The sequence below is a fragment of the Jiella pacifica genome (assembly GCF_010500815.1).
GTDB classification, from domain to species: Bacteria; Pseudomonadota; Alphaproteobacteria; order Rhizobiales; family Rhizobiaceae; genus Jiella; species Jiella pacifica.
Map to the genome: position 1 here is coordinate 1 of NZ_JAAAMG010000027.1, position 19,472 is coordinate 19,472.

The 19,472-nt window shown below is 63.7% G+C and carries 21 protein-coding genes and 2 pseudogenes; 11 read left to right on the plus strand and 12 right to left on the minus strand.

Translation table 11 applies throughout. From position 1 onward, the window contains the following. Positions 1 to 3 precede the first annotated feature (3 nt). Positions 4 to 315, minus strand: a complete 312-nt coding sequence (locus GTK09_RS23055; RefSeq protein WP_163465763.1) for a hypothetical protein — start codon at positions 313 to 315, stop codon at positions 4 to 6. 235 nt (positions 316 to 550) lie between these two features. Here GTK09_RS23055 and GTK09_RS23060 point away from each other — a divergent pair, with 235 nt between their 5' ends. From GTK09_RS23060 to GTK09_RS23075, 4 genes and pseudogenes are all read left to right on the plus strand, one after another. Beyond that, on the plus strand, positions 551 to 709 hold the full coding sequence (locus tag GTK09_RS23060) for a hypothetical protein (protein ID WP_163465764.1): 159 nt from the start codon (positions 551 to 553) through the stop codon (positions 707 to 709). A 13-nt stretch (positions 710 to 722) separates the two neighbouring features. After that, positions 723 to 935, plus strand: coding sequence for a helix-turn-helix domain-containing protein (locus GTK09_RS23065; protein ID WP_163465765.1), 213 nt, complete (start codon positions 723 to 725; stop codon positions 933 to 935). Between the two features lie 221 nt (positions 936 to 1,156). Beyond that, a pseudogene (locus GTK09_RS23070) lies at positions 1,157 to 1,910 on the plus strand (ISL3 family transposase); the annotation flags it as partial. A 61-nt stretch (positions 1,911 to 1,971) separates the two neighbouring features. Continuing rightward, positions 1,972 to 3,653: pseudogene (locus GTK09_RS23075) on the plus strand (DUF3363 domain-containing protein). A 366-nt stretch (positions 3,654 to 4,019) separates the two neighbouring features. Here the strand turns inward: GTK09_RS23075 and GTK09_RS23080 are convergent. The 8 genes from GTK09_RS23080 to GTK09_RS23115 form a co-directional block, all read right to left on the minus strand. After that, positions 4,020 to 4,766: an SDR family NAD(P)-dependent oxidoreductase gene (locus tag GTK09_RS23080; RefSeq protein ID WP_163465766.1), complete on the minus strand. Its 747-nt coding sequence runs from the start codon at positions 4,764 to 4,766 to the stop codon at positions 4,020 to 4,022. Further along, positions 4,763 to 5,674 carry a cupin domain-containing protein gene (locus tag GTK09_RS23085; protein ID WP_163465767.1) on the minus strand — a complete coding sequence of 304 codons (912 nt, stop codon included), beginning with the start codon at positions 5,672 to 5,674 and terminating at the stop codon, positions 4,763 to 4,765. The genes GTK09_RS23080 and GTK09_RS23085 overlap by 4 nt, the downstream gene beginning before the upstream one ends. Before the next feature lie 41 nt (positions 5,675 to 5,715). Next, positions 5,716 to 6,612 (minus strand): branched-chain amino acid ABC transporter permease, encoded by an 897-nt coding sequence (locus GTK09_RS23090; RefSeq protein ID WP_163465768.1) that lies wholly within the window; start codon positions 6,610 to 6,612, stop codon positions 5,716 to 5,718. Next, complete coding sequence (locus GTK09_RS23095; protein WP_163465769.1) at positions 6,605 to 7,378, minus strand: ABC transporter ATP-binding protein; 774 nt, start codon at positions 7,376 to 7,378, stop codon at positions 6,605 to 6,607. The genes GTK09_RS23090 and GTK09_RS23095 overlap by 8 nt, the downstream gene beginning before the upstream one ends. A 2-nt stretch (positions 7,379 to 7,380) precedes the next feature. Then, positions 7,381 to 8,367, minus strand: a complete 987-nt coding sequence (locus GTK09_RS23100) for a branched-chain amino acid ABC transporter permease (RefSeq protein ID WP_163465770.1) — start codon at positions 8,365 to 8,367, stop codon at positions 7,381 to 7,383. After that, complete coding sequence (locus tag GTK09_RS23105) at positions 8,339 to 8,992, minus strand: ABC transporter ATP-binding protein (RefSeq protein WP_312869945.1); 654 nt, start codon at positions 8,990 to 8,992, stop codon at positions 8,339 to 8,341. Before GTK09_RS23105 ends, GTK09_RS23100 begins: the two co-directional genes overlap by 29 nt. A gap of 71 nt (positions 8,993 to 9,063) precedes the next feature. Further along, complete coding sequence (locus tag GTK09_RS23110) at positions 9,064 to 10,203, minus strand: ABC transporter substrate-binding protein (protein ID WP_163465772.1); 1,140 nt, start codon at positions 10,201 to 10,203, stop codon at positions 9,064 to 9,066. Between the two features lie 143 nt (positions 10,204 to 10,346). Continuing rightward, a complete protein-coding gene (locus tag GTK09_RS23115; protein ID WP_163465773.1) occupies positions 10,347 to 11,129 on the minus strand; it encodes an IclR family transcriptional regulator in 783 nt (260 codons plus the stop codon). 194 nt (positions 11,130 to 11,323) lie between these two features. Here GTK09_RS23115 and GTK09_RS23120 point away from each other — a divergent pair, with 194 nt between their 5' ends. From GTK09_RS23120 to kce, 3 genes are all read left to right on the plus strand, one after another. Beyond that, on the plus strand, positions 11,324 to 12,124 hold the full coding sequence (locus GTK09_RS23120; protein WP_163465774.1) for an HpcH/HpaI aldolase family protein: 801 nt from the start codon (positions 11,324 to 11,326) through the stop codon (positions 12,122 to 12,124). 44 nt (positions 12,125 to 12,168) lie between these two features. Next, positions 12,169 to 13,116 (plus strand): DUF6282 family protein, encoded by a 948-nt coding sequence (locus tag GTK09_RS23125; RefSeq protein ID WP_163465775.1) that lies wholly within the window; start codon positions 12,169 to 12,171, stop codon positions 13,114 to 13,116. Between the two features lie 146 nt (positions 13,117 to 13,262). Beyond that, entirely contained in the window at positions 13,263 to 14,192 is a 930-nt protein-coding gene (gene kce / locus GTK09_RS23130; RefSeq protein ID WP_163465776.1) for a 3,5-dioxohexanoate:acetyl-CoA acetone transferase, read from the plus strand. Between the two features lie 212 nt (positions 14,193 to 14,404). Here kce and GTK09_RS23135 read toward each other — a convergent pair whose 3' ends face one another. Next, complete coding sequence (locus GTK09_RS23135) at positions 14,405 to 14,881, minus strand: LysR substrate-binding domain-containing protein (protein WP_312869947.1); 477 nt, start codon at positions 14,879 to 14,881, stop codon at positions 14,405 to 14,407. Here GTK09_RS23135 and GTK09_RS28065 point away from each other — a divergent pair. The 3 genes from GTK09_RS28065 (at position 14,777) to GTK09_RS23145 (ending at position 16,936) form a co-directional block, all read left to right on the plus strand. Beyond that, positions 14,777 to 15,046 carry a hypothetical protein gene (locus tag GTK09_RS28065; RefSeq protein ID WP_312869948.1) on the plus strand — a complete coding sequence of 90 codons (270 nt, stop codon included), beginning with the start codon at positions 14,777 to 14,779 and terminating at the stop codon, positions 15,044 to 15,046. The two genes, GTK09_RS23135 and GTK09_RS28065, sit on opposite strands and share 105 nt — an antisense overlap. Next, a complete protein-coding gene (locus GTK09_RS23140; protein WP_163465778.1) occupies positions 14,998 to 15,243 on the plus strand; it encodes a hypothetical protein in 246 nt (81 codons plus the stop codon). Before GTK09_RS28065 ends, GTK09_RS23140 begins: the two co-directional genes overlap by 49 nt. Before the next feature lie 214 nt (positions 15,244 to 15,457). Then, positions 15,458 to 16,936: a protein adenylyltransferase SelO gene (locus GTK09_RS23145; protein WP_163465779.1), complete on the plus strand. Its 1,479-nt coding sequence runs from the start codon at positions 15,458 to 15,460 to the stop codon at positions 16,934 to 16,936. A 105-nt stretch (positions 16,937 to 17,041) separates the two neighbouring features. Here the strand turns inward: GTK09_RS23145 and GTK09_RS27880 are convergent, their stop codons facing one another. Both GTK09_RS27880 and GTK09_RS23150 read right to left on the minus strand, forming a co-directional pair. Beyond that, a complete protein-coding gene (locus tag GTK09_RS27880; RefSeq protein WP_281353505.1) occupies positions 17,042 to 17,170 on the minus strand; it encodes a hypothetical protein in 129 nt (42 codons plus the stop codon). Between the two features lie 17 nt (positions 17,171 to 17,187). Then, positions 17,188 to 18,186, minus strand: coding sequence for an AraC family transcriptional regulator (locus tag GTK09_RS23150; protein WP_163465780.1), 999 nt, complete (start codon positions 18,184 to 18,186; stop codon positions 17,188 to 17,190). A gap of 148 nt (positions 18,187 to 18,334) precedes the next feature. On the opposite strand from GTK09_RS23150, the gene GTK09_RS23155 reads away from it, so the two are divergent. Beyond that, a complete protein-coding gene (locus GTK09_RS23155; protein ID WP_163465781.1) occupies positions 18,335 to 19,441 on the plus strand; it encodes a sugar ABC transporter substrate-binding protein in 1,107 nt (368 codons plus the stop codon). Positions 19,442 to 19,472: the final 31 nt, after the last annotated feature.

The window sequence follows — 19,472 nt, forward strand, 5'->3', positions numbered from 1 at the left end:
CACTCAGGCGATGATGCGCAACCTTGGTGGCCGCATCACGCGGCCCTGCGGACTTCCTTGATGGTGACGGTCCCATGGTTCGGTCCTCCTTCCCAAAAATAGCATGGAAAGAAGATTAAGAGGACACTTCGTGATCTGCGCGATCCGCTGCTCGATCAGCTGTTGAACGAGGGCGGTCTCTCGTCGCCCGGCTTCGGCATCCGTCTGGGTAGCGGCCCATTGGATCGTGAAAGCGACGAGAGCACCGATGACGATCAGCAGCCCAACCACTGGTAGGAAAACAATAAACTTCAGCCGCAACAATGTATTACCCACAACATGCTCCATCCCTGGCAATGTTATTTTGATAGATATTACTTTATTGCAAAATCCTTCTCTTATAGATCGGCAAGAGATTTAATTGATATTAAAACATGAGAGAAACATCTGCGGCGCGAAACGCAGGCCGACATGATCAGTCACGGGGATAGTCATCCGTCTATCTAATGGATAGATGACGTTCAGATTCTGGCGGTGTAGGAAGGCTGGCCACATTTGGAGTCAGCCCGAAATGCCGCCGCATGAAATCGTCCAGGCCCTTGAGATCCATGAGATCTCGGTCGACGAGGCGTCGGAACTCGCCTTCTGTTGCGACCTCCTCGAACTGTTCGACCTCACTGGAACGGCTGAGCTGCCCGAAATCGTCGTTACGCTGCTGAACGTTGCCTGAGAGCACCCCCAGCATGAGCGAGATGAAGGACATCTTCCCGCTAGGCGGGACGCAGCCTGTGCATGTGCTCAAGCGCGCGCGCATCAGCGTAGGATATTCGATCGACGCGATCTCTGTCGGCACTGGCATTCCAGCGCAGCGACTCTGGGCCATTGAGCAAGGTAGCCCGCCAACGGAGAGAGAACTGGATCTTCTCAGGACGATTTTTGCGAACGCCCTCTTTTAGGGAGCGTCCCCATAAACGGGTTCATCTGAGCGGCACGATCTGATTCACTCTCTCTGAAAGGAGAATGCCATGCGTCGCCATGAACTGATGCCTAGTGGGATCGCTCGTTCGGATGTCAAACCGCGTCGGAACGGGACCCCTTATCGGCGTCCAAGGGGGGGCTGACTCACAACTGATGCAGTTGAGGAGCGGACTGGCGATTTCTGAAGGAGGTCGCCGCAATGCCCACTGTCATTTCGCTGTCTTCGCTCATTCCGGCCGGGCTTACGGTCGAGCAGTTCGAGGCCTGTGACGACATCCTTGTCGTGACCGCATCCGCTCGAAAGAGGCAGGCGGCGTGTCCCTCCTGCGCATCGCCTGCACGCCGGGTACACAGTTGGTACGTTCGGCGTGTGGCGGACCTTCCGTCGGCGGGAAGGCCAGTTCGGTTGCGGTTGATCACGCGCCGGTTTCGGTGTGACGTTGGCGATGACATCGTCGCCGAGCGGGGCCGGCGCACCGGCCGGATGGAGTGCATCGTCCATCACCTTGGCCTGCCCATCGGCGGCCGCCCGGCCGCCAGCTTCGCCAGGCGTTTGATGATGCCAGTCAGCAACGACACGCTGCTCCGTGTCGTCCGGCGCCGGGCAAGGCAACAAACTGACCTGTTGACGGCAGTCGGCATCGACGACTTCGCGTTCCGCCGGAACCACCGTTATGGCTCGATTGTCTGTGACCTCGAGCGACGGCAGATCGTCAAGCTGCTGCCGGACCGGGAAATTGCCACCGTTGCGGCATGGCTGGCCGATCACCGGGGAGATCCGGATCGTCTCTCGCGATGGCGGCGGCTATGGCGAGGCAGCGGCGCTCGCCCTGCCGGAAGTGGTTCAGGTCGCGGACCGATGGCACCTGATGGAGAACGCCAGCGCGGCCTTTCTCGACGCGGTGAGGAAGTCGATGAAGCCGATCCGCGCCGCGCTCGGAGCGACGACTATCTGGAGCGCACCCCGTTTTGACCGGACAGGTGGCATAGCCGATAAGGCATAGGTATCCGCCTATGAGTACGACTATGTCGAAAGCTACTGATGGCCCGTTTTCGCAGGTCGAAGTGATCACCTCCGTGCAACGCCGGCGGCGCTGGTCGACGGCCGAGAAGGTCCGCCTGGTCGAAGAGGCGATGCAGCCGGGCATGAGCGTGTCCTTCGTGGCGCGTCAGGCTGGCGTCTCACCCTCGCAACTCTTCGCCTGGAAGCGCCGGATGCTGGAGGGCGGGCATGCTGCCGTCCAGGCCGACGAGGATGTCGTTGGCACGTCCCGCGTCCGCGAGTTGGAGAAGCGGGTCCGTGACCTCGAGCGCCTGCTCGATCGCAAGACGATGGAGAACGAGATCCTCAAAGAGGCGCTCGACGTCGCCCGCCCAAAAAAACGGACCTTGCCCTTGCTGTCCTGGAGCGATGCGACGGACGGTTCACGGTGAGCGCCGTGGCGCGGACACTCAACGTCGCTCGTTCTCACATCGCCGCCGATCACTGGAACACCGAGCATCCGCACGTCCATCTGATCGTGCGCGGCGTGCGCGACGACGGCGAGAACCTCGTCATCGCCCGCGATTACATCAAGGAAGGCATGCGCGACCGGGCGCGCGATCTCATCACCCAGGAACTGGGGCCGCGCACCGACCACGACATCCGGCAGACCCTCGAACGTCAGATCGATACCGAGCGCTGGACGGATCTCGATCGCCAACTCGTGCGGGAGGCCTATCGGGCCGGCATCATCGACGCGGCGCCTCGCCCCGACCGTCGGCCCAACGAATTCGACGTGCTGAAGATCGGACGGCTGCGCAAGCTGGAGAGCCTTGATCTTGCGCAGCAGATTGCTCCCCACCAGTGGACGCTCTCCGATCGCGCCGAAACGACGCTTCGGGAGTTGGGCGAGCGCGGCGACATCATCAAGCGCATCCATCGCGGCCTCACCGAGCGTGGCATCGAGCGAGGCGCCGCGAGCTATGTGCTCGCGTCCGAAAGCCTCAACGATCCGGTCATCGGCCGCCTGGTCGCCCGCGGCCTCGACGACGAACTGAAGGGCACCGCCTTCGCCGTCGTCGACGGCATCGACGGCCGCACCCACCACGTCAATCTGCCCGACCTCGACGCGGCGGGCGACAGCGCGCCGGGCTCGATCGTGGAGCTTCGGAAATTCCACGACGCGCGGGGCCAGCGCCGCGTGGCGATCGCGGTGCGCTCCGACCTCGACATCTCCGCCCAAGTCACCGCGACCGGCGCCACTTGGCTCGACCGCCAGAACATCGCCCGCGAGCCGGCCGCGCTGGGCGGCGGCTTCGGCGCCGAGGTGCGCGATGCCATGAATCGTCGGGCCGAACATCTTATCGGCCAAGGCCTAGCCGAACGTCAGAAGCGGGGCGTCAGCTTTCAGCCCGACCTAATCGACACGCTACGGCGTCACGAGCTCGATGCCGCCGCCCAGCGCATCACCGCCGAAACCGGACGGCCGCAGGTCAAACCGCACACCGGCGAATATGTCACCGGCACCTGTCAGCGCCGGCTCACGCTCGCGAGCGGCCGCTTCGCCATGATCGACGACGGGCTCGGCTTCAGCCTCGTGCCCTGGACGCCATCAATCGAGAAGCAGCTCGGCCGTCACGTCTCCGGTGTCGCCAGGCGCGATGGCGGCGTCGACTGGAGCTTTGGTCGCAAGCGTGGATTGGGGATCTCGTGACACAACTGGGCTCGTTCGGAGCTGCGGCTTCCGTCAAGAAGCACGTTTTCCGAACCGGGAATAATCGGGAAGCTGCAGCATGGCGTGCACCTTCCGGGGCTCGTCCCCGAGAGCCTGTCGCGTCCTATGTGGCGCGATGGTCTTCAAGGTCCGATTGCGTGCGTCCAGCTCCTGTTGGGTCCGAGGCAGGGGAGCGAGCCGCCCGCCTTCGTTGCCAGCGCCTGGTTCGCCACGACGAAGGGCCGAACGATCCGCTCATAGGACGCAAATGCCTCGGTCTGCTCGTCGTTCGAGGCCTCTGACGGACGCAAGCGGATCTCGACGTGACGGTCGCCGGACAGTGTCACGACCATCGCCTTTGGGCACTTAGGTGACGCCGCCGTCGGCGATGATGGTTCGGCCGGTGATCCATCCAGCTTCCGTCGATGCGAGAAAGCTGACAATGCCGGCTATGTCGTCCGGCTGGCCGATACGGTTAAGCGGCGTCATCGCCTGGATTTGCGTTCCTCGCTCCGCCAGGATGTTCGAGGTCATGTCCGTCTCGATCACGCCGGGGGCAATGGCATTGACGGTGATTTCCCGCGACCCGAGTTCCTTGCTGAAGGCGTGGGTGAGCGTCACGACCGCCGCCTTCGAGGCGGAATAGATCGAACTCGTCGGGATCGGGCGAAAGGCGAGCGCCGAGGCAAAGTTGATGATACGGCCGCCGTTCGAGATGTGCGGCAGTGCGGCCTCTATCATCAGCACCGTCCCCATGACGTTGGTCTCGAGGATCGGCCGGATGAAGGCAGCATCCATCTGGCCGAGCGGCCGATAGGGACCGATCGCGGCGCAGTTGACCAGGACGTCGATTGCGCCGAACCTTTCAACCGTCACCGCGACCGCGACCGCGACGTCGTCCGGCTGGGCGACGTCGCCCCTGACGGCTATACATCGTCCATCGGGTCCGGCGAGATCGCGCGAGAGTTGCGCTGCCGCTGTCTCGTCGGCGCGGTAGACGATCGAAACGCAGCTTTCCAGCGACGCGAACCGGCGCGAGATGGCCGCGCCGATGCCTCGCGATCCACCGGTCACGAGCACGACCTTACCCTTCAGGCTGGATGTCGGGCTCATTGTTCGGCCGCAGGCGGCATCGGATAATCGTCGGCGTTCAGCACCCAGCCCTCCTTTTCGGAGAAATCTCTCCTTGGCGGAGAAAAGATGTCGACCAGCTGATGGACGCCCGGCTCGATGCCCCGGGAGGTGTGGATCGCAGGAGGCGGAATGACGGTGATCGAAGGCGCCCCGCATTTCTCATGCTCGTCCTGCCGCCACACGTCGAGCCTCGGCGTCCAGGGCCAGCGGATGTGATGGATGAAGGTGCCCTCCAGGACCAGCGAGCACTGCTCGAAGTCGTCGTGATGATGCGGCGACAGCTTGGTGACGTCGCGCGGACCGTCTTCCTGCGGCAGCATGTTGACCATCAGCGTCGTGCAGCGCCAGATCCGGCCGAAACGGCCGGGTTCGGGCGGAACGTCGAGCGAATAGCGGCGCAGCCGGAAGCCGCCTCTCGGCTCGGGCCATGGCTCGAAAGGCGGAATGTTCGGATGCGGCTCGCGATAAGACCCGGCATTTTCGCAGGCTGCGGCGAGATCCGCCGAGCAACTGCTGAACAGCCGGACGAGGCGTCCGCCCTCAGGCATCACCACCTCGCTGTCACCAGGTGGAACGAAGACGATCGAGTAGCCCGGAACCGCCTCCGTCTGCCCCTGCACGGTTATGGTTGCGGACGATTTGGCGTCCGGCAGAAGCACGCAGTATTCGTCGATCTGACCATCGCGGCTGAAACGGCCGCCCGGCTCGGCATCGGTATAAGCGACGATGAAATTCTGCCCGCGCCCGATCCATGTCTTGCCCTCGGCATCGTCCGCCTGGGGCGCGGTCTCGTAGAATTTCAGATAGTCGGCCGCCGCAAATTCCGTCGCCGCCGGCCCGCTCTTGGCGCTGGCGAGCGAGGCGCGGGGATCAGTCGTGTCATACATCGACAATTCCTCCTATTGTTTGCATGGTGCCGGGCGCCGTCTCATTGCGACCTTGCGGCACTGCCGAAGCCGGCGAAGAGCCCATTGGGAAACAACAGCAGTACGACCAGAAGGGCGCTGAGCGCGGCGACGTTCTTGAAGCCCGCGCCGAGCGCCACGATCGCCAGCGCCTGCAGGACACCCAGCAGCAAGCCGCCCGCGAGCGCCCCACCGGCGCGGCCGAAGCCGCCGATGATCGCCGCGATGAAGCCGTTGACCCCGAAGGGCGTGCCGACATTGTAGGCGGTGTACTGGGTCGGGGTGACCAGGATGCCGGCGATCGCGCCGAGCGCGGCGCTGAGCGCGAAAGCGACGAGCATCATCTGCGACACCGGAACTCCGAGAAGCTGGGCTGCTTCGCTGTTCTGCGAGCAGGCGCGCAGGGCCCTGCCGACGCGCGTGCGGGTGAAGAACAGCCAGAGCAGGAAGACCAACAGCGCCCCGCAGCCAAGGATCCAGAAGAGCTGGTAGCCGATCGCCACGCCGCCGATCTTGAACGGTCCGCCACTCGTGAACTCGCTGAAGGTCCGCGGCCGGTCCCCGAAAGTGATGAGAGTGATCCGCTCGATCATGATCTGTGCCGCGAGGGTGGCGAGGATGATGGCGAACAGCGTAGCGCCCCGATGCATCATCGGCCGCACGATGGCGAATTCCATCACCATGCCGGAAAGCGCCACCAGCGGAATGGTCACCATGATTGCGAGCCAGATCGGCAGGCCAAGCTCGGCGAGCAGCACCTGGCAGACCATGCCGCCCAGCATCACGAACACTCCCTGGGCGAAGTTGACGATGCCGCTGGCATTGTAGATGACGCAAAAGCCGATGCCGACGAGGCCATAGATCAGGCCGAGGCCGATACCGTTGACGATGCTCTGCAGGAATTCGACGAGGCTAGGCATCCAGAATCTCCGTCCCACCCAGATAAGCCGCGATGACGTCGGGGTGGGACTTGATCTCGTCCGGCGCTCCCTCGGCGATCTTCTTTCCGAAATCGAGTACGACGATGCGCTGGGCGATCTTCATGACGAGGCTCATGTCGTGTTCGATGAGGATGACGGTTGTGCCGCCGAGATGGATGCGGCTGATCACCTCGGCGAGCGCTTCGGTTTCCTGCGTGTTGAGGCCGGCCGCCGGCTCGTCGAGCAACAGCAGCCGCGGTCGGGCGGCAAGGGCGCGCGCCACCTCGAGCAGGCGCTGGCGACCGTAGGGCAGCGTGTCCGCCGGGTCGTCGGCCTGGGCTTCCAGCCCGACGAAACGCAACAGCTCGCGAGCGCCGACGCTGACGCTTTTCTCCTGTTGCTGCATCCAGTGCGGACGAAAGAGGGCGGAAAACACCCCGCCACGCGTCACCCGGTGGCTGCCGATCTCGACATTCTCGGCGACCGTCAGGTTCTTGAACAGCTGGACGAGTTGGTAGGTTCGCACCAGGCCGGCATGGGCCACGCCGTGTGGCGAGGCTCCGGTGATGTCCCGGCCATCGAAATGGATCGAGCCGGAGGTGGGCGGATAGGCGCCCGATATGACATTGAAGAGCGTTGTCTTGCCGGCCCCGTTGGGGCCGATCACGGCCAGAAGTTCGCCTTCTTCGACATCGAAGGAAATCGCTTCGTTGGCCAGCAGCCCGCCGAACCGCTTGGTCGCCTCGCGAACCGAAAGAAGGGCCATGATCACGCCTTCCCCAAAGCCGGCCTGCGAGCCCGCCTGAACAGGACCGTCAGCCCGGCCAAGCCGCGCGGCGCGAAGATCAGGATGAAGATCAGGATCGCAGTGTAGGCAATGTCCTGCATCTCCTTCAGGCCGCGCAGCGCCTCGGGCAGGACGGAGACGATGACGGCACCGAGCATCGGACCCCAGGTGGTCCCGATGCCGCCGAGATAGAGCATCGCAAAACTCTGGATGACCATCGAGGTGCCGTAGATTTCGGGGCTGATGAAGCCGACGAAATGCGCAAACAGGGAGCCTGCCGCCGACGCGTAAAGAGCGGCGATGACGAAGGCGACAAGCTTGTAGCGGGCGATATCGACGCCGAGGGCGCGGGCGGCGAGCTCGCTGCCGGCGATCGAGGCCAGCGCTCGGCCGAAGCGGGACTGCCTCAAGCGGCTGGCGACGCCGACGCCGATCAGCGCCATGACCACGATCGCAATGAACTGCTGCTTCAGGGTCGCCAGCTCGAAGCCGCCAAGGCCGAGCGGCGGAATGCCGGCATAGCCCATGTAGCCCTGAGTGAGGCTCGTCCACTCGATGGTGATCTCATAGGCGATCAGCCCGAGGGCGAACGTCGCCATGGCGAGATAGTGGCCGCGCAGACGCAATGTCGGATAACCGACGACCGCCGCCACCACGCCGGAGATCGCCATGGTGGCGATCAGCGCAAGCAACGGCTCCCAGCCATAGTCGGTGCAAAGGATCGCGCTGCCATAACCGCCGATCGCCGCGAATGCGCTCTGGCCGAACGATGCCTGGCCCGTATAGCCCATGAAGAAATTCAGGCCGGTGCAGAAGATTGCGTAGATGAAGGCAAAGCCGAGGACCGTCACGACATAGTCGCTCGACATCAGGCCGTATGCGGCGACGACCGCCACGGCCGCGATGGGCAGCGCGGAGCGCCAACCGACGGAGGTCGGCTCAGTGGAGGTAATAGCGTGCGAGGTCATGATGAGATTCGATCTCGTCTGTTTTGAGTTCCACGACGATCCTGCCGAGCGAAATGACATAGACGCGCTGGGCGAGCTTCAGCGCCAGCGGAGCCTTCTGCTCGACGAGAAGGATGCCGATCCCGCGGCGGTTGAGCTCACGCAGCGTGCCGAGAATCTCGCTCGCCACGCGCGGCGCCAGGCCGAGCGAAGGCTCGTCGAGCATTAGCAATTGCGGCTTGGCCATGAGCGCCCGCCCGATGGCGAGCATCTGCTGCTCCCCGCCGGAGAGCGTGCCGGCGAGCTGGTCCAGGCGCTCCTTGAGTCGGGGGAAGAGTTCGAACACCGCCTGCAAATGTGTGTCGATGTCGCCGGGATGCAGATAGCCGCCGACCACCAGGTTCTCCCGGACGGTCATTTGCGAGAACAGCCCCCGACCCTCCTGAACCATGACAATGCCGCAGCGCGCCAGCCTGTTGGTCGACAGGCGGCTGACATCCCGGCCTCTGAAGAAGACGTTGCCGCGACTGGGCGTCAGGCGGGTCAATGCCCGCATCAGCGTGGTCTTGCCGGCGCCGTTGGGGCCGAGGATCGTCACCAGTTCGCCTTCGGCGACGTGCAGGCTGGTCGGCTTCAGCGCATGCACATGGCCGTAGCTGGCGGAGATGTCCTTTGCTTCGAGAAGCGGGACATCAGCCGTCGCGGCAGAGACCGCCGTCATTTGGCGAGCACCAGTTCTCCGTCGGCGTATTCTCCAATGAGAAACGGATTTTCTGTAATGCCGACGTGCTGGTTGGGCGAGAAGCTGAAGGTCGCATAGGCGCCCACATAGGTCGGGACCTTTTCGGTCGCGTCGCGGATCGCCGCTCCCTCCGTCGACTGGGCGATTGCGACCGCCTTGGCGAGCACCATCATCGAATCCCAGGCGCGGGCACTGTTGGCCGGGTCGCGGTCGGGATATTTCGGCTTCCAGTATTTGAGGAAGGCCTCGACGGAATCCTTGGCGGGCCCTTCTTTCAATTCGTTGGGAAGCTGCACCGGCGGGGCGACGAAGAGGAAGCGGTCGCCGAGGATCTGCCCCGCCTGCTGGAAGATCGCGCCATCGTCGTTGCTGGACATCAGCAACATATCCTCAAGACCGAGCTGCTTGATGTTCTTGGCGGCGGTCACGGTCGAGCCGCCCTGACCGATCTTCACGATGGCGCCGCCCCCGGCCGCCTTGACGCGTCCGATCTGCACGGTCATGTCCGCGTCGTCCGGCTTGTATGTCTCCTGCGCCACGACCTCGATCCCGAAGCTCTGGGCGATTTCGACGCCGAGATCCTTCATCATCAGGGCATAGGGGGTGGGGTCGTAGAGAATGCCGATCTTGCGGATGTCGGTCTTATCCCGGAGGTACCGGTAGCGCGATTCCATCTCGAAGCGCGGCGGGGCCAGGAAACTGAAGGCCCAGGCCTGTTCCTGCTCACGCTTCGGCAGGATGGAGCACAGATACATCGGCAACTCCGCCCTCGCGACGAAGGCGGCGGCGGCGAAATTGCCGGCCGATACACAGCCGCTGTCGAACAGATTGACCTCGTCGCTCGAGATCATCTTGCGGTAGCCGACCATCGCGTCCTGCGGCTGCGAATGATTGTCCTCGAAGATGACGGTGATCTTCTTGCCCAGCAGGCCGCCCTTGGCGTTGAGTGCTTCTGCCGCGATCGCGAGCCCGTCCTGCCAGGCATGGTCGATCACGGCGGCATATCCCGTCAGACCGACGGAGGATCCGATCTTGAAGCCGTCCTCAGCCCGCGCTTGACCGGCGGTGACCACGGCCGCGACGGCGACGGCCGCCAGCATGCGTCGTCTAGACATATGTTCCTCCCTGAACACCCTAAGCCGAAACGTCTATGGTTCTTCTGTTCAAAACAGTGTTCTGAATTTGAGGATACCGACGCCTCTCTTGTTGTCAAGACCGGTTCGGTCGTCACGGGGAGCCCACCCGATGGCGAAGCTGCTCAGAGCGCCTCGTATCCGAGCGCTCTGGAAACCCGCCTGGCCGCGGCGATCGTCCGCACCCGCTGGTCCTCGGACGGCTCTCCGGCGATGAACTGAACCATATCGACGATGCCGACCGCCCCGCAGATGGAGCCTGCCGCATCGAACACCGGCGCGGCGAGCGTGTTGAGGCCGATGCCGATTTCGTTGGGCGCCGTCGCCCAGCCCCGGGCGCGGATCGTTTCGAGCTCCGCCGTCAGCACTGCCGGGCTGATGATGGTGAAGGGCGTGAAGACCTCGAGCTTGCCACGCAGGACGCGAGCCTGGAATTCAGGGGACGCATAGGCCAGCGCAACCTTCCCCTGCGCCGAGCAGTGAAAATTGAGAATCGAGCCGGAGCGAACCCCAATCTCGATCGCGGAACGGCCCGGCATCGTCGTCAGCACCCGCATGCCGTCGGGCGTGATCTGCGAGATGACCGCGGAATGGCCGAGCGCGTCGCGCAGCTCGAGCAACGGATCGCCGGCAATGTGCGCGAGATCGAGATGGTCGCTCACGGCGCGGCCGAGAGCGACCAGTCGCGGGCCGCTCTCGTAGCGATCCGAATCTTTCGGCTGAACGATATAGCCCTGCTGAACCAGCGTCTGGAGATGGCGGTGGACACGGCTCTTGGTGGTTCCGAGCGCCTGGGCGAGCGTCGTCACCCCCACCGCCTGCCGCTCCTTGGCAAGGTGCTCGATGATGCCGAGCGTTAGCTGGACTGCCTGGACGCCGTCTCCGGCTTTGCCTTCGATTCGGGGCATTTCTAGCATCTCCTCGTCAATTCGCCTTCGCACCATCCGCGCCTGCAGCGCAGCCGCAGTGACGTTCCGGTCCCGGCCACCACTCGTGGGCCGATCCGCCCTTGACAGTTTTGCCGCGAAGGAGTGTAAAGTTCCATTCATAGATATATTGTTCTGAACAGCGATACAACAAAAAAGCTCAAGGGATCAAATCGATGGTGCCGCCCGCCGCCTTTCGCCACCGTTTCAACGACCGCGAGCCGCTTCTCGGTTCGTTCGTCAAGACGCCGACGAGCCATTCGATCGAGATCCTCGGCCTGCTCGGCTTCGATTTCGTCGTCATCGACGAGGAACATGCGCCCTTCGACCGGGTGACGATCGATCATTGTCTGCTGGCGGCGCGCGCTGCCGGAGCCGCAGGAATCGTCCGGGTGGCCGAGCCGACACCGGCGAAGCTTCTCGCCGTCCTTGACGACGGCGCGTCAGGCGTCCTCGTGCCGCACGTCTCTAGCGTCGCCAAGGCCAATGCGATCGTTTCCGCCTGCCGATATCGCGGCGGGGCGCGCGGCTTCTCCAACTCCCCGCGGGCCGGGGACTACGGTGGCCTGTCGATGTGGGATCACGTCGCGGCTCAGGACGATTCGGTGACGGTGATCGCGATGATCGAGGATCCCAAGGCGCTGGACGTGATCGACGATATCGTCGCTGTCGAAGGGTTGGACGGCTTCTTCGTCGGCCGTGGTGACCTGTCGGTGGCGCTCGGCGCCCCTTCGCCCGACGCCCCGCAGGTTCGGGCCGCCACCGAGAAGATCGCCAGTGCGGCGGCAATCGTCGGCAAGCCGGTCTGCGTGATGGTCGGCTCGGTCGCCGAGACCGCGACCTTCCGGCCGCTGGGCGTCAGCGCCTTCATCGTGTCCTCCGACCAGGGGTTCATGCGCCAGGCGGCAGCCAAGGTCGCGGCCGATTTTCGCGAGATCAAAACAACCGGCGCGAAAGCCACCCACGAGCAGAAATAGGCGAGCCTTACGGGCTCGCGCGACGTTGACGAGGAGGAAACGCAATGACGTCCACGACGGTTGAAACCAGTGACGCGCGCGATTGCATCGGCGATGGGGCCCGCGACGAGGAGGTCGCCGCCCTGTTGAATGGTGCGGTCGACCTGCATTGCCACAGCGGACCGGCGGCCATGCCACGGATCCTCGATCATCGCGACGCGATGCAGGATGCGGAAGATGCAGGCTTCCGGGCGCTGCTCTACAAGGATCACTTCTATCTCGGTACGCCGCACGCCAAGCTGCTCGAGACGATCTATCCGGACCTCGGCGTGCAGCTCTTTTCCGGCCTCGCGCTGAACAATGCCAGTGGCGGCTTCAACCCCCATGCCGTCGATCACGCCATCAAGATGGGCGCAAAGATCGTCTGGCTGCCCACCCTTTCGGCCGCCAACCATATCCGCAAGGCGGAATCGGAGGCGAAGAACTTTCCCAAGACCGCCCAGAAGATGCTCGATCCGATCCCGCTGAGGGCGCTCGACGATGCCGGCGCCGTTAAAGACGAGGTCAAGCAGGTGCTCGATCTGATCGCCGAGGGCGACATCATCCTGGCCGGCGGCCATCTCCATGTCAGCGAACTCTTCAAGGTCTTCGAAGAGGCCAAAGCCCGCGGCGTGACAAAGATGATCGTCAATCATCCGACCTATGTGATCGGCTGTTCCGACGAGGACATTCGTGGCCTTGTCGCCATGGGCGTCAAGATGGAGCATTCGATCTCCATGTTCGTCCAGGGCTCGGGCAATAACTACGACGGCGAATTCCTGCGTCATCTCATCGACGTCGCCGGCGTCGAGAATACCTGCCTGTGTTCCGACCTCGGCCTGCGTGGCTCGCCCCGCCCCATCGAGGGTTATCGTCAGATCGTGCGGATGCTGCTCGACATGCAGTTCTCGGCGAAGGACATCAGGACGCTGATCGGCGACAATTCCGCCAGCCTTCTGAACCTCGCCGCCTGATCGAAAGGGCGAAGCAGGCCAGCAGGCCGTGCCTCGAAGAAAGGCGAACGGCAGCGGCCGGCGTCCACACATTTGGGCCGGTGCGCCCCTCGCCACGGGTCTGCCGTGGGAATGAAATCAAGCACGAGGTTTGGGAGGAGAACCGCATGCCAGCACATAAAGTCATCATCACCTGTGCCGTGACCGGCTCGATCCATACGCCGTCGATGTCGCCGCATCTGCCGATCACGGCTGAACAGATCGTCGATGCCGCCATCGGGGCGGCGGAGGCGGGCGCCGCCGTGGTGCATCTCCACGCCCGGGACCCGCGTGACGGACGGCCGGATCAGAGCCTCGAAGCCTTCGAGCCGATGCTCAAGGTGATCAAGCAGAAATCCGACTGCGTCATCAACATCACCACCGGCGGTGCGCCGACCATGTCCGTCGAGGAACGGCTACGGCCGGTGGCGGCGTTCAAGCCGGAAGTGGCGTCCCTCAACATGGGCTCGATGAATTTCGGCCTGTTCCCGATGCTGCAGCGCTACACGGAATTCCAGCACGACTGGGAGCGGCCCTATCTCGAAGGCTCCAAAGAGCGCATCTTCAAGAACACCTTCGCCGACATCGAACAGATCCTGACCACCTGCGCCGACAACGATACGCGCTTCGAGATCGAGTGCTACGACATCGGCCATCTCTATACCCTTGCCCATTTCGTCGATCGCGGCCTCGTGCGCCCGCCCTTCTTCATCCAGAGCGTGTTCGGCATTCTCGGCGGCATCGGTGGCCATCCGGAGGACGTGATGACGATGAAGCGCACCGCCGACCGGCTGTTCGGCAACGATTTCTCCTGGTCCGTGCTCGGTGCCGGCCGCAATCAGATGAGCATCGCCGCCATGGCGGTCGCGATGGGCGGTAACGTCCGCGTCGGGCTAGAAGACTCCCTCTGGCTCGGTGCCGGTCGGCTGGCGACCAGCAATGCCGAGCAGGTGACCAAGATCCGCAATCTGATCGAGGGTCTCGGCTTCGAAATCGCCACTCCGGCCGACGCGCGCGCCACTCTCAAGCTCAAGGGCGGCGACCGCGTCGCTTTTTGACCACTCGATGCCGGCAGAGGGCTTGTCCACCCAACGATCGAGAAGCGGACTGCGATCCGTGAGAGCATCCGGCTTAATCCCGTTCATATCCGGCATCCGCGAAGCAGTTGATCGCATTCGGGGGCAGTCGATCCCTGTAAAGGCGCGGGCCTTCGAATAGGGGTAGTGGCGCGACTCGCCGCGGCTTTCCCAAGGCCCTGCATCGGGCTGGGCTAACGCGGTGACGGCGGACGATGCCAATCGGCGTCGCTCGTCAAGGTCCTCGCGAGCGCCTTGACCGCGGACGTGTCCGCGCTGCGGCCGGTGCGTACGACATAGGCGATGTCGGGCGGTGTCGGAAAGCCGTTCGCGATGATCTCCATGTCCGGCTGAAGATGGCGTGCGTTAAGGAGGGTGACGCCAAGTCCAGCTCCGACCGCAGAGATAATTCCGGCGATGCTCGCGCATTCCATGACGATCTGGAAGCCGGAGGGCGGCGGTGGTTCGGCGTGCAGCGCCCAGTCTCGGTAGAAGCAATCCTGGTCGAATGTCAGGAGCGGAATCGGCTTTCCCGTATCGATCGCGAGATCGGGCGACTTCACCCAGTGCAGCGCATCGCTCGCGAGCGTCACATCGTCCGCTCGGCGTTCATCGGCGAAAACTTGAAGAACGCCGACATCGAGCTCACCGCGATCGAGCCGATCGCTGATGACCCGGCTCTGGACAACGCCGATCTGCACCCGGATCGCGGGTTGCAGGCGGGTAACCGGCCGAGCGTGGATGACAGGCCGCCGCTCGTTACGTCCTCGGTCACCCCGAGCCGGATGTGGCCGCTGAGCGGCTCGGTGCTCAGCGCGCTCACGGCATCGTCGTGAAGCACCAGGATGCTCTCGCGCGGCTGGTGGTCCAGGCGTCCGACCACGGGCAGGTCATTCTCGCCAGCCACAGCGAACCGCTGATCCGCGCGATCCGCAGCGAGGGCGATGCGACCGAGATACACCTCAAGAAATCCTTCGGGGAAATCGGCGCGCCGGGCGTCGATGCTCCGCGTTGGCGGTGGCCGAAGCGCTGAACCTCCGGTCGAAACTCAGCGAAGGGGAAGAGCAGCTCGTTCAGCGACAAGGCGCGGTGACAAGCGGCAGGCTCGCCACATATTCGAGCATGAAGACGCTCAAATGTCGGTTTGCGTGGAGAACCGCTCCGAGAGCCCGATCGCAAACCGATTCGGCTCGTGTCGATCGAAAATCGATCTCAGCCGGACCATTTTGCAGAGGCAATTTCAAGCTTTGACCCATCAGCTTCCGTTCGACAATTCCTACGCACATCTGCCGGAGCGCTTTTATGCACGCGTTGCGCCGGCTTCCGTCAGGGCGCCGAGGCTCATCCAGGTGAATGCGGAGCTTGCCCGTCATCTTGGCATCGATCCGCAATGGCTCTCCAGTCCCGCCGGCGTCAAGATGCTCGCGGGCAGGCAGGTTCCGGAGGCGGCCGAGCCGATTGCGATGGCCTATGCGGGGCATCAGTTCGGCCAGTTCGTTCCGCAACTGGGCGACGGCCGGGCGGTCCTGCTCGGCGAGATCATCGACAGGGACGGGACTCGGCGCGACCTGCAGCTGAAGGGCTCTGGACGGACACCATTTTCACGGGGCGGCGACGGCCGGGCGGCGCTCGGGCCGGTCCTGCGCGAATATGTCGTCAGCGAAGCGATGGCCGCCCTCGGCATCCCGACGACCCGGTCGCTCGCCGCCGTTGCAACCGGTGAAGAGGTGGCGCGCGAGCGGATGCTTCCCGGCGCAGTGCTCGCCCGCGTCGCGTCCAGCCATGTCCGCGTCGGCACGTTTCAGTTTTTGGCCGCGCGCAGGGATGTCGACGGCGTCAGGATCCTCGCCAACTACGTCATCCAGCGGCACTATCCGGAGGTGGCGCGGACGGACCGACCTTATGTCGAGCTCCTCAATCGTGTCGTCGCCCGACAGGCGGAACTCGTCGCGAAGTGGCTGCTCGTCGGTTTCATTCACGGCGTGATGAACACCGACAACGTGTCGATCGCCGGCGAAACCATCGACTACGGCCCCTGTGCCTTCATGGATGGCTACGATCCCGCGACGGTCTTCAGTTCGATCGACCGGCAGGGGCGCTACGCCTATGGGCGGCAGCCAGGGATCGCGCATTGGAACCTGACGCGGCTGGCCGAAACCCTGCTGCCGCTCATCGCGGACAACCAGGAGGAGGCGGTCCTTCAGGCCGAGGAGGCGCTCGCTGCGTTCGAGACGCACTTCGAGGCGGCCTATCACGGCGGGCTGTTATGGAAAATTGGCCTTTCCGGCCTGCTGGCCGAGGACGTGGCGCTGGTCGGGGATCTCCTGAAGACGATGGCGGACAACCGCGCCGACTTCACCCTGACGTTCCGACGCCTTTGCGATGCCGCCGCAGGGCCGGAGGGTGACGAAGGGGTTCGGGCTCTGTTCGACGATCCCGCCGCCTATGAGCAGTGGGCCGTGCGGTGGCGGCAACGATTACAGGCCGAGCCGCAGGACGCAGTCGCCAGACGCAGCGCCATGCGGACGGTCAATCCCGCCTTCATTCCCCGCAACCACCGGATCGAGGCGGTGATTGACGCAGCTGTCGAGCGCGACGACCTCGGTCCTTTCGATGAACTCGTGGCAGTTCTTGCGAGGCCTTATGAGGATCATCCGGAGTTCGCCCGCTATGCGAGTCCGCCGGAGCCTCACGAACGGGTCAGTCAGATGTTCTGCGGAACCTGACTACGGCGACGGCCCAGATTCGCAAGACAGAGGCTGATCAACGAGCGCCTGCGCCTCGAGCCTCGAGGGTTACGGATTCCGGATCGCCGCGGTGAGCGGCGCGACCTACCGCACCAGCCAGTCGAGCGAGCGACGCAGCCGTGCTGCGGCGTCCCGCTCGAACGATGCACCAGGGGAAAAGTCGACGCGATCGGGTCTTCCGGCAAAAGGGTCGGTCAGTACCTGAGTGGTCATGCCGACGCCATTGGTCCTCAAGTGCTGTTTCGATATTCGCTTGGGCTCATGCCGTTCCAGCGCTTGAAGGAAGTTCTGAAACTGGCGGCGTCGGAGAAGCCCAAGAGACTGGCGATGTCCTCCACCGTAAAGGTGTTCGCTCGGAGATACTTGCGTGCCAGCGCATTGCGCACCTCATCGAGGATTTCCGAATATGTGCGCTGTTCCGCCATCAATTTGCGGCGCAAGGTCCGGCTCGTCACCGACAGTTTGGCGGCGACCTCGTCCATCGAGGGAAACGGCACGGGCGTTTCCATGACGACCCGGAAGACCCGGCCGGAGACCCCTTCGACGGCCCGCAGATCTTCCAGCATCCGCGCGCAGCTTTCCCTGAGAGTGGTGTGACTGATCGGGTTCATCAACGGCGGACGCTCGTCGACGATCGACATGTCGTAGACGAGCCTCGTGGCAGGCATGGAGAATTGAACCGGACAATCGAAGAGCTGCTCCAGAAGCTCGGGGCGGACCGTGGCTTTCGTCGCGACTTCGACCGTGATCGGCTTTCGATCCGCACGAGTAATGTCGCGAACATGAGTGACATGCTGCGCAAGCTGCTGGAACAGCAGGAACCGGTGCACCCGCGGCTCGTAGGGGACCAAATGTTCGTCTGGAAACTTCCAGACGAATTTGTCGTCCTCGAGGTCGAACGCGATTTCGAACAACGGGGTGGCGAGGCGGTGATAGCGCACGGCAAACTCGAAACTCGCGCGAACGGATGGCCCGCAGAGCAGCGCGAAGCCGTAGAGACCATAGGCGGAAAGGTGCAGGGATTGGCCGACCTGCAACGGTAGCGCCGGGTCGTCGCACAGGCGGATGACGTTTTCGCAGGCGGTCAGATAGTGCTCGACGGAGCTGTCCAGACTCTCTTCCTGGAGGCTTCGCTCGGTGAAGGGAAGCCGATGCAGAATCTGCGCCGATGTCAGGCCGAAACCCTTCGCAGATTCCAGCAGCGCATAGAGTTTGTAGGGGGCGTACATGGCTTCGTCCCGGTGTCGGTGTGCGATGCGTAGACGCTGCAATGTCCTCTAATAACCCCCAAAATGTCCTCTGAAAACCTTCTCATCGAAACTTGTTCCGGCATCTTTCGGGAAGACGTTTGGAGGCGTCGTTTGGGAGGAACAACCAATGAGAACGGAACAGATCCGCAGTCTCTTGGCGGGCGCAGCTTTGCTTGCCCCGCTTGCCGCCGGAGCCGCATCTGCGGCCGACGCAAAGCCGTACAAGATATTCCTGAGCATGAGCTATGTCGGCAACGACTGGCAGGCCGAGGCCCAGAACATGGTCTCGGCCATGGCGCGCGCCCATTCGGACGCGGTGGATCTGCAGATCCAGGTGGCCGGGCCGGTCGCCCAGAAGCAGATCCAGCAGATCAACGCCATGGTGCAAGCCGGCGCCGATGCGATCATCGTCTATCCGATCTCGCCCACCGCGCTGAACCCGGCCATCAAGAACGCCTGCGACAGGGGCGTCCTGGTCTTCGCCTATGACAGCTCCGTCACCGAGCCGTGTGCGTACAATGTCGTCACCGACCAGGTGGAGCTTGCCACGCAGAGCGCCGAATGGGTCGCCGAGCAAATGGACCACAAGGGCAACCTGATCTTCATGACCGGCGTGCCGGGGACGTCGGTCGACACCGATCGCAACGCCGCGGCGCGAGCGGTCTTCGCGAAATATCCCGACATCGAGATCGTCGCCGAGCCGAACGGCATGTGGTCGCAGGCGGTTGCGCGCAAAGCCCTGACGGAAGTCCTCGCCACGACCAGCTGGGATTCGATCGACGGCGTCTGGGGCGCCACGGCCTGTGTGCAATCCTGGTCCCTTCAGATCGAGGCGGGCGACAAGGACCTCGTGCCCTGCGGTGCCGAAGGCACCAACGGCATGCGCGTCATGATGCTGCCGGAAGGGGCGATCGAAGGCGCCTCCGGTACCTATGCGCCGATGGGGGCAAAGGGCATTTCGCTGGAAAGTCATCCGGGTGCGGGAGCCGTGGCGCTTAAGCTGGCGCTCGATGTCCTGGCCGGCAAGACCGTCGAAAAGACGACCAAGATGCCGCTCCAGGCCGTCACTTCGGACACGGTAAAATTGTGCAAGGAAGGCTCCTTCGACGAGCTGGAAGCCGGCTGCAACACCTTCGATCCCGCGCTGGTGCCCTCCGGCTGGTTCGCCAACATCGCAAATGCCGAGACGCCCGAAATCGGCTTCCAGGCCGCCCTCGTGGGCCAGCCTGAGTAATCCGATCTTCCGAGCGGGTGGCCGGCCCACG

Excerpts from the sequence above, each read along its gene's own strand:
- GTK09_RS23060 (WP_163465764.1), top strand. The coding sequence starts at position 551 with ATGCCGCCGCATGAAATCGTCCAGGCCCTTGAGATCCATGAGATCTCG.
- GTK09_RS23065 (WP_163465765.1), top strand. The coding sequence starts at position 723 with ATGAGCGAGATGAAGGACATCTTCCCGCTAGGCGGGACGCAGCCTGTG.
- GTK09_RS23080 (WP_163465766.1), bottom strand. The coding sequence starts at position 4,766 with ATGAGCCCGACATCCAGCCTGAAGGGTAAGGTCGTGCTCGTGACCGGT.
- GTK09_RS23085 (WP_163465767.1), bottom strand. The coding sequence starts at position 5,674 with ATGTATGACACGACTGATCCCCGCGCCTCGCTCGCCAGCGCCAAGAGC.
- GTK09_RS23090 (WP_163465768.1), bottom strand. The coding sequence starts at position 6,612 with ATGCCTAGCCTCGTCGAATTCCTGCAGAGCATCGTCAACGGTATCGGC.
- GTK09_RS23095 (WP_163465769.1), bottom strand. The coding sequence starts at position 7,378 with ATGGCCCTTCTTTCGGTTCGCGAGGCGACCAAGCGGTTCGGCGGGCTG.
- GTK09_RS23100 (WP_163465770.1), bottom strand. The coding sequence starts at position 8,367 with ATGACCTCGCACGCTATTACCTCCACTGAGCCGACCTCCGTCGGTTGG.
- GTK09_RS23110 (WP_163465772.1), bottom strand. The coding sequence starts at position 10,203 with ATGTCTAGACGACGCATGCTGGCGGCCGTCGCCGTCGCGGCCGTGGTC.
- GTK09_RS23115 (WP_163465773.1), bottom strand. The coding sequence starts at position 11,129 with ATGCCCCGAATCGAAGGCAAAGCCGGAGACGGCGTCCAGGCAGTCCAG.
- GTK09_RS23120 (WP_163465774.1), top strand. The coding sequence starts at position 11,324 with ATGGTGCCGCCCGCCGCCTTTCGCCACCGTTTCAACGACCGCGAGCCG.
- GTK09_RS23125 (WP_163465775.1), top strand. The coding sequence starts at position 12,169 with ATGACGTCCACGACGGTTGAAACCAGTGACGCGCGCGATTGCATCGGC.
- kce (WP_163465776.1), top strand. The coding sequence starts at position 13,263 with ATGCCAGCACATAAAGTCATCATCACCTGTGCCGTGACCGGCTCGATC.
- GTK09_RS27880 (WP_281353505.1), bottom strand. The coding sequence starts at position 17,170 with ATGACCACTCAGGTACTGACCGACCCTTTTGCCGGAAGACCCGATCGC.
- GTK09_RS23150 (WP_163465780.1), bottom strand. The coding sequence starts at position 18,186 with ATGTACGCCCCCTACAAACTCTATGCGCTGCTGGAATCTGCGAAGGGT.
- GTK09_RS23155 (WP_163465781.1), top strand. The coding sequence starts at position 18,335 with ATGAGAACGGAACAGATCCGCAGTCTCTTGGCGGGCGCAGCTTTGCTT.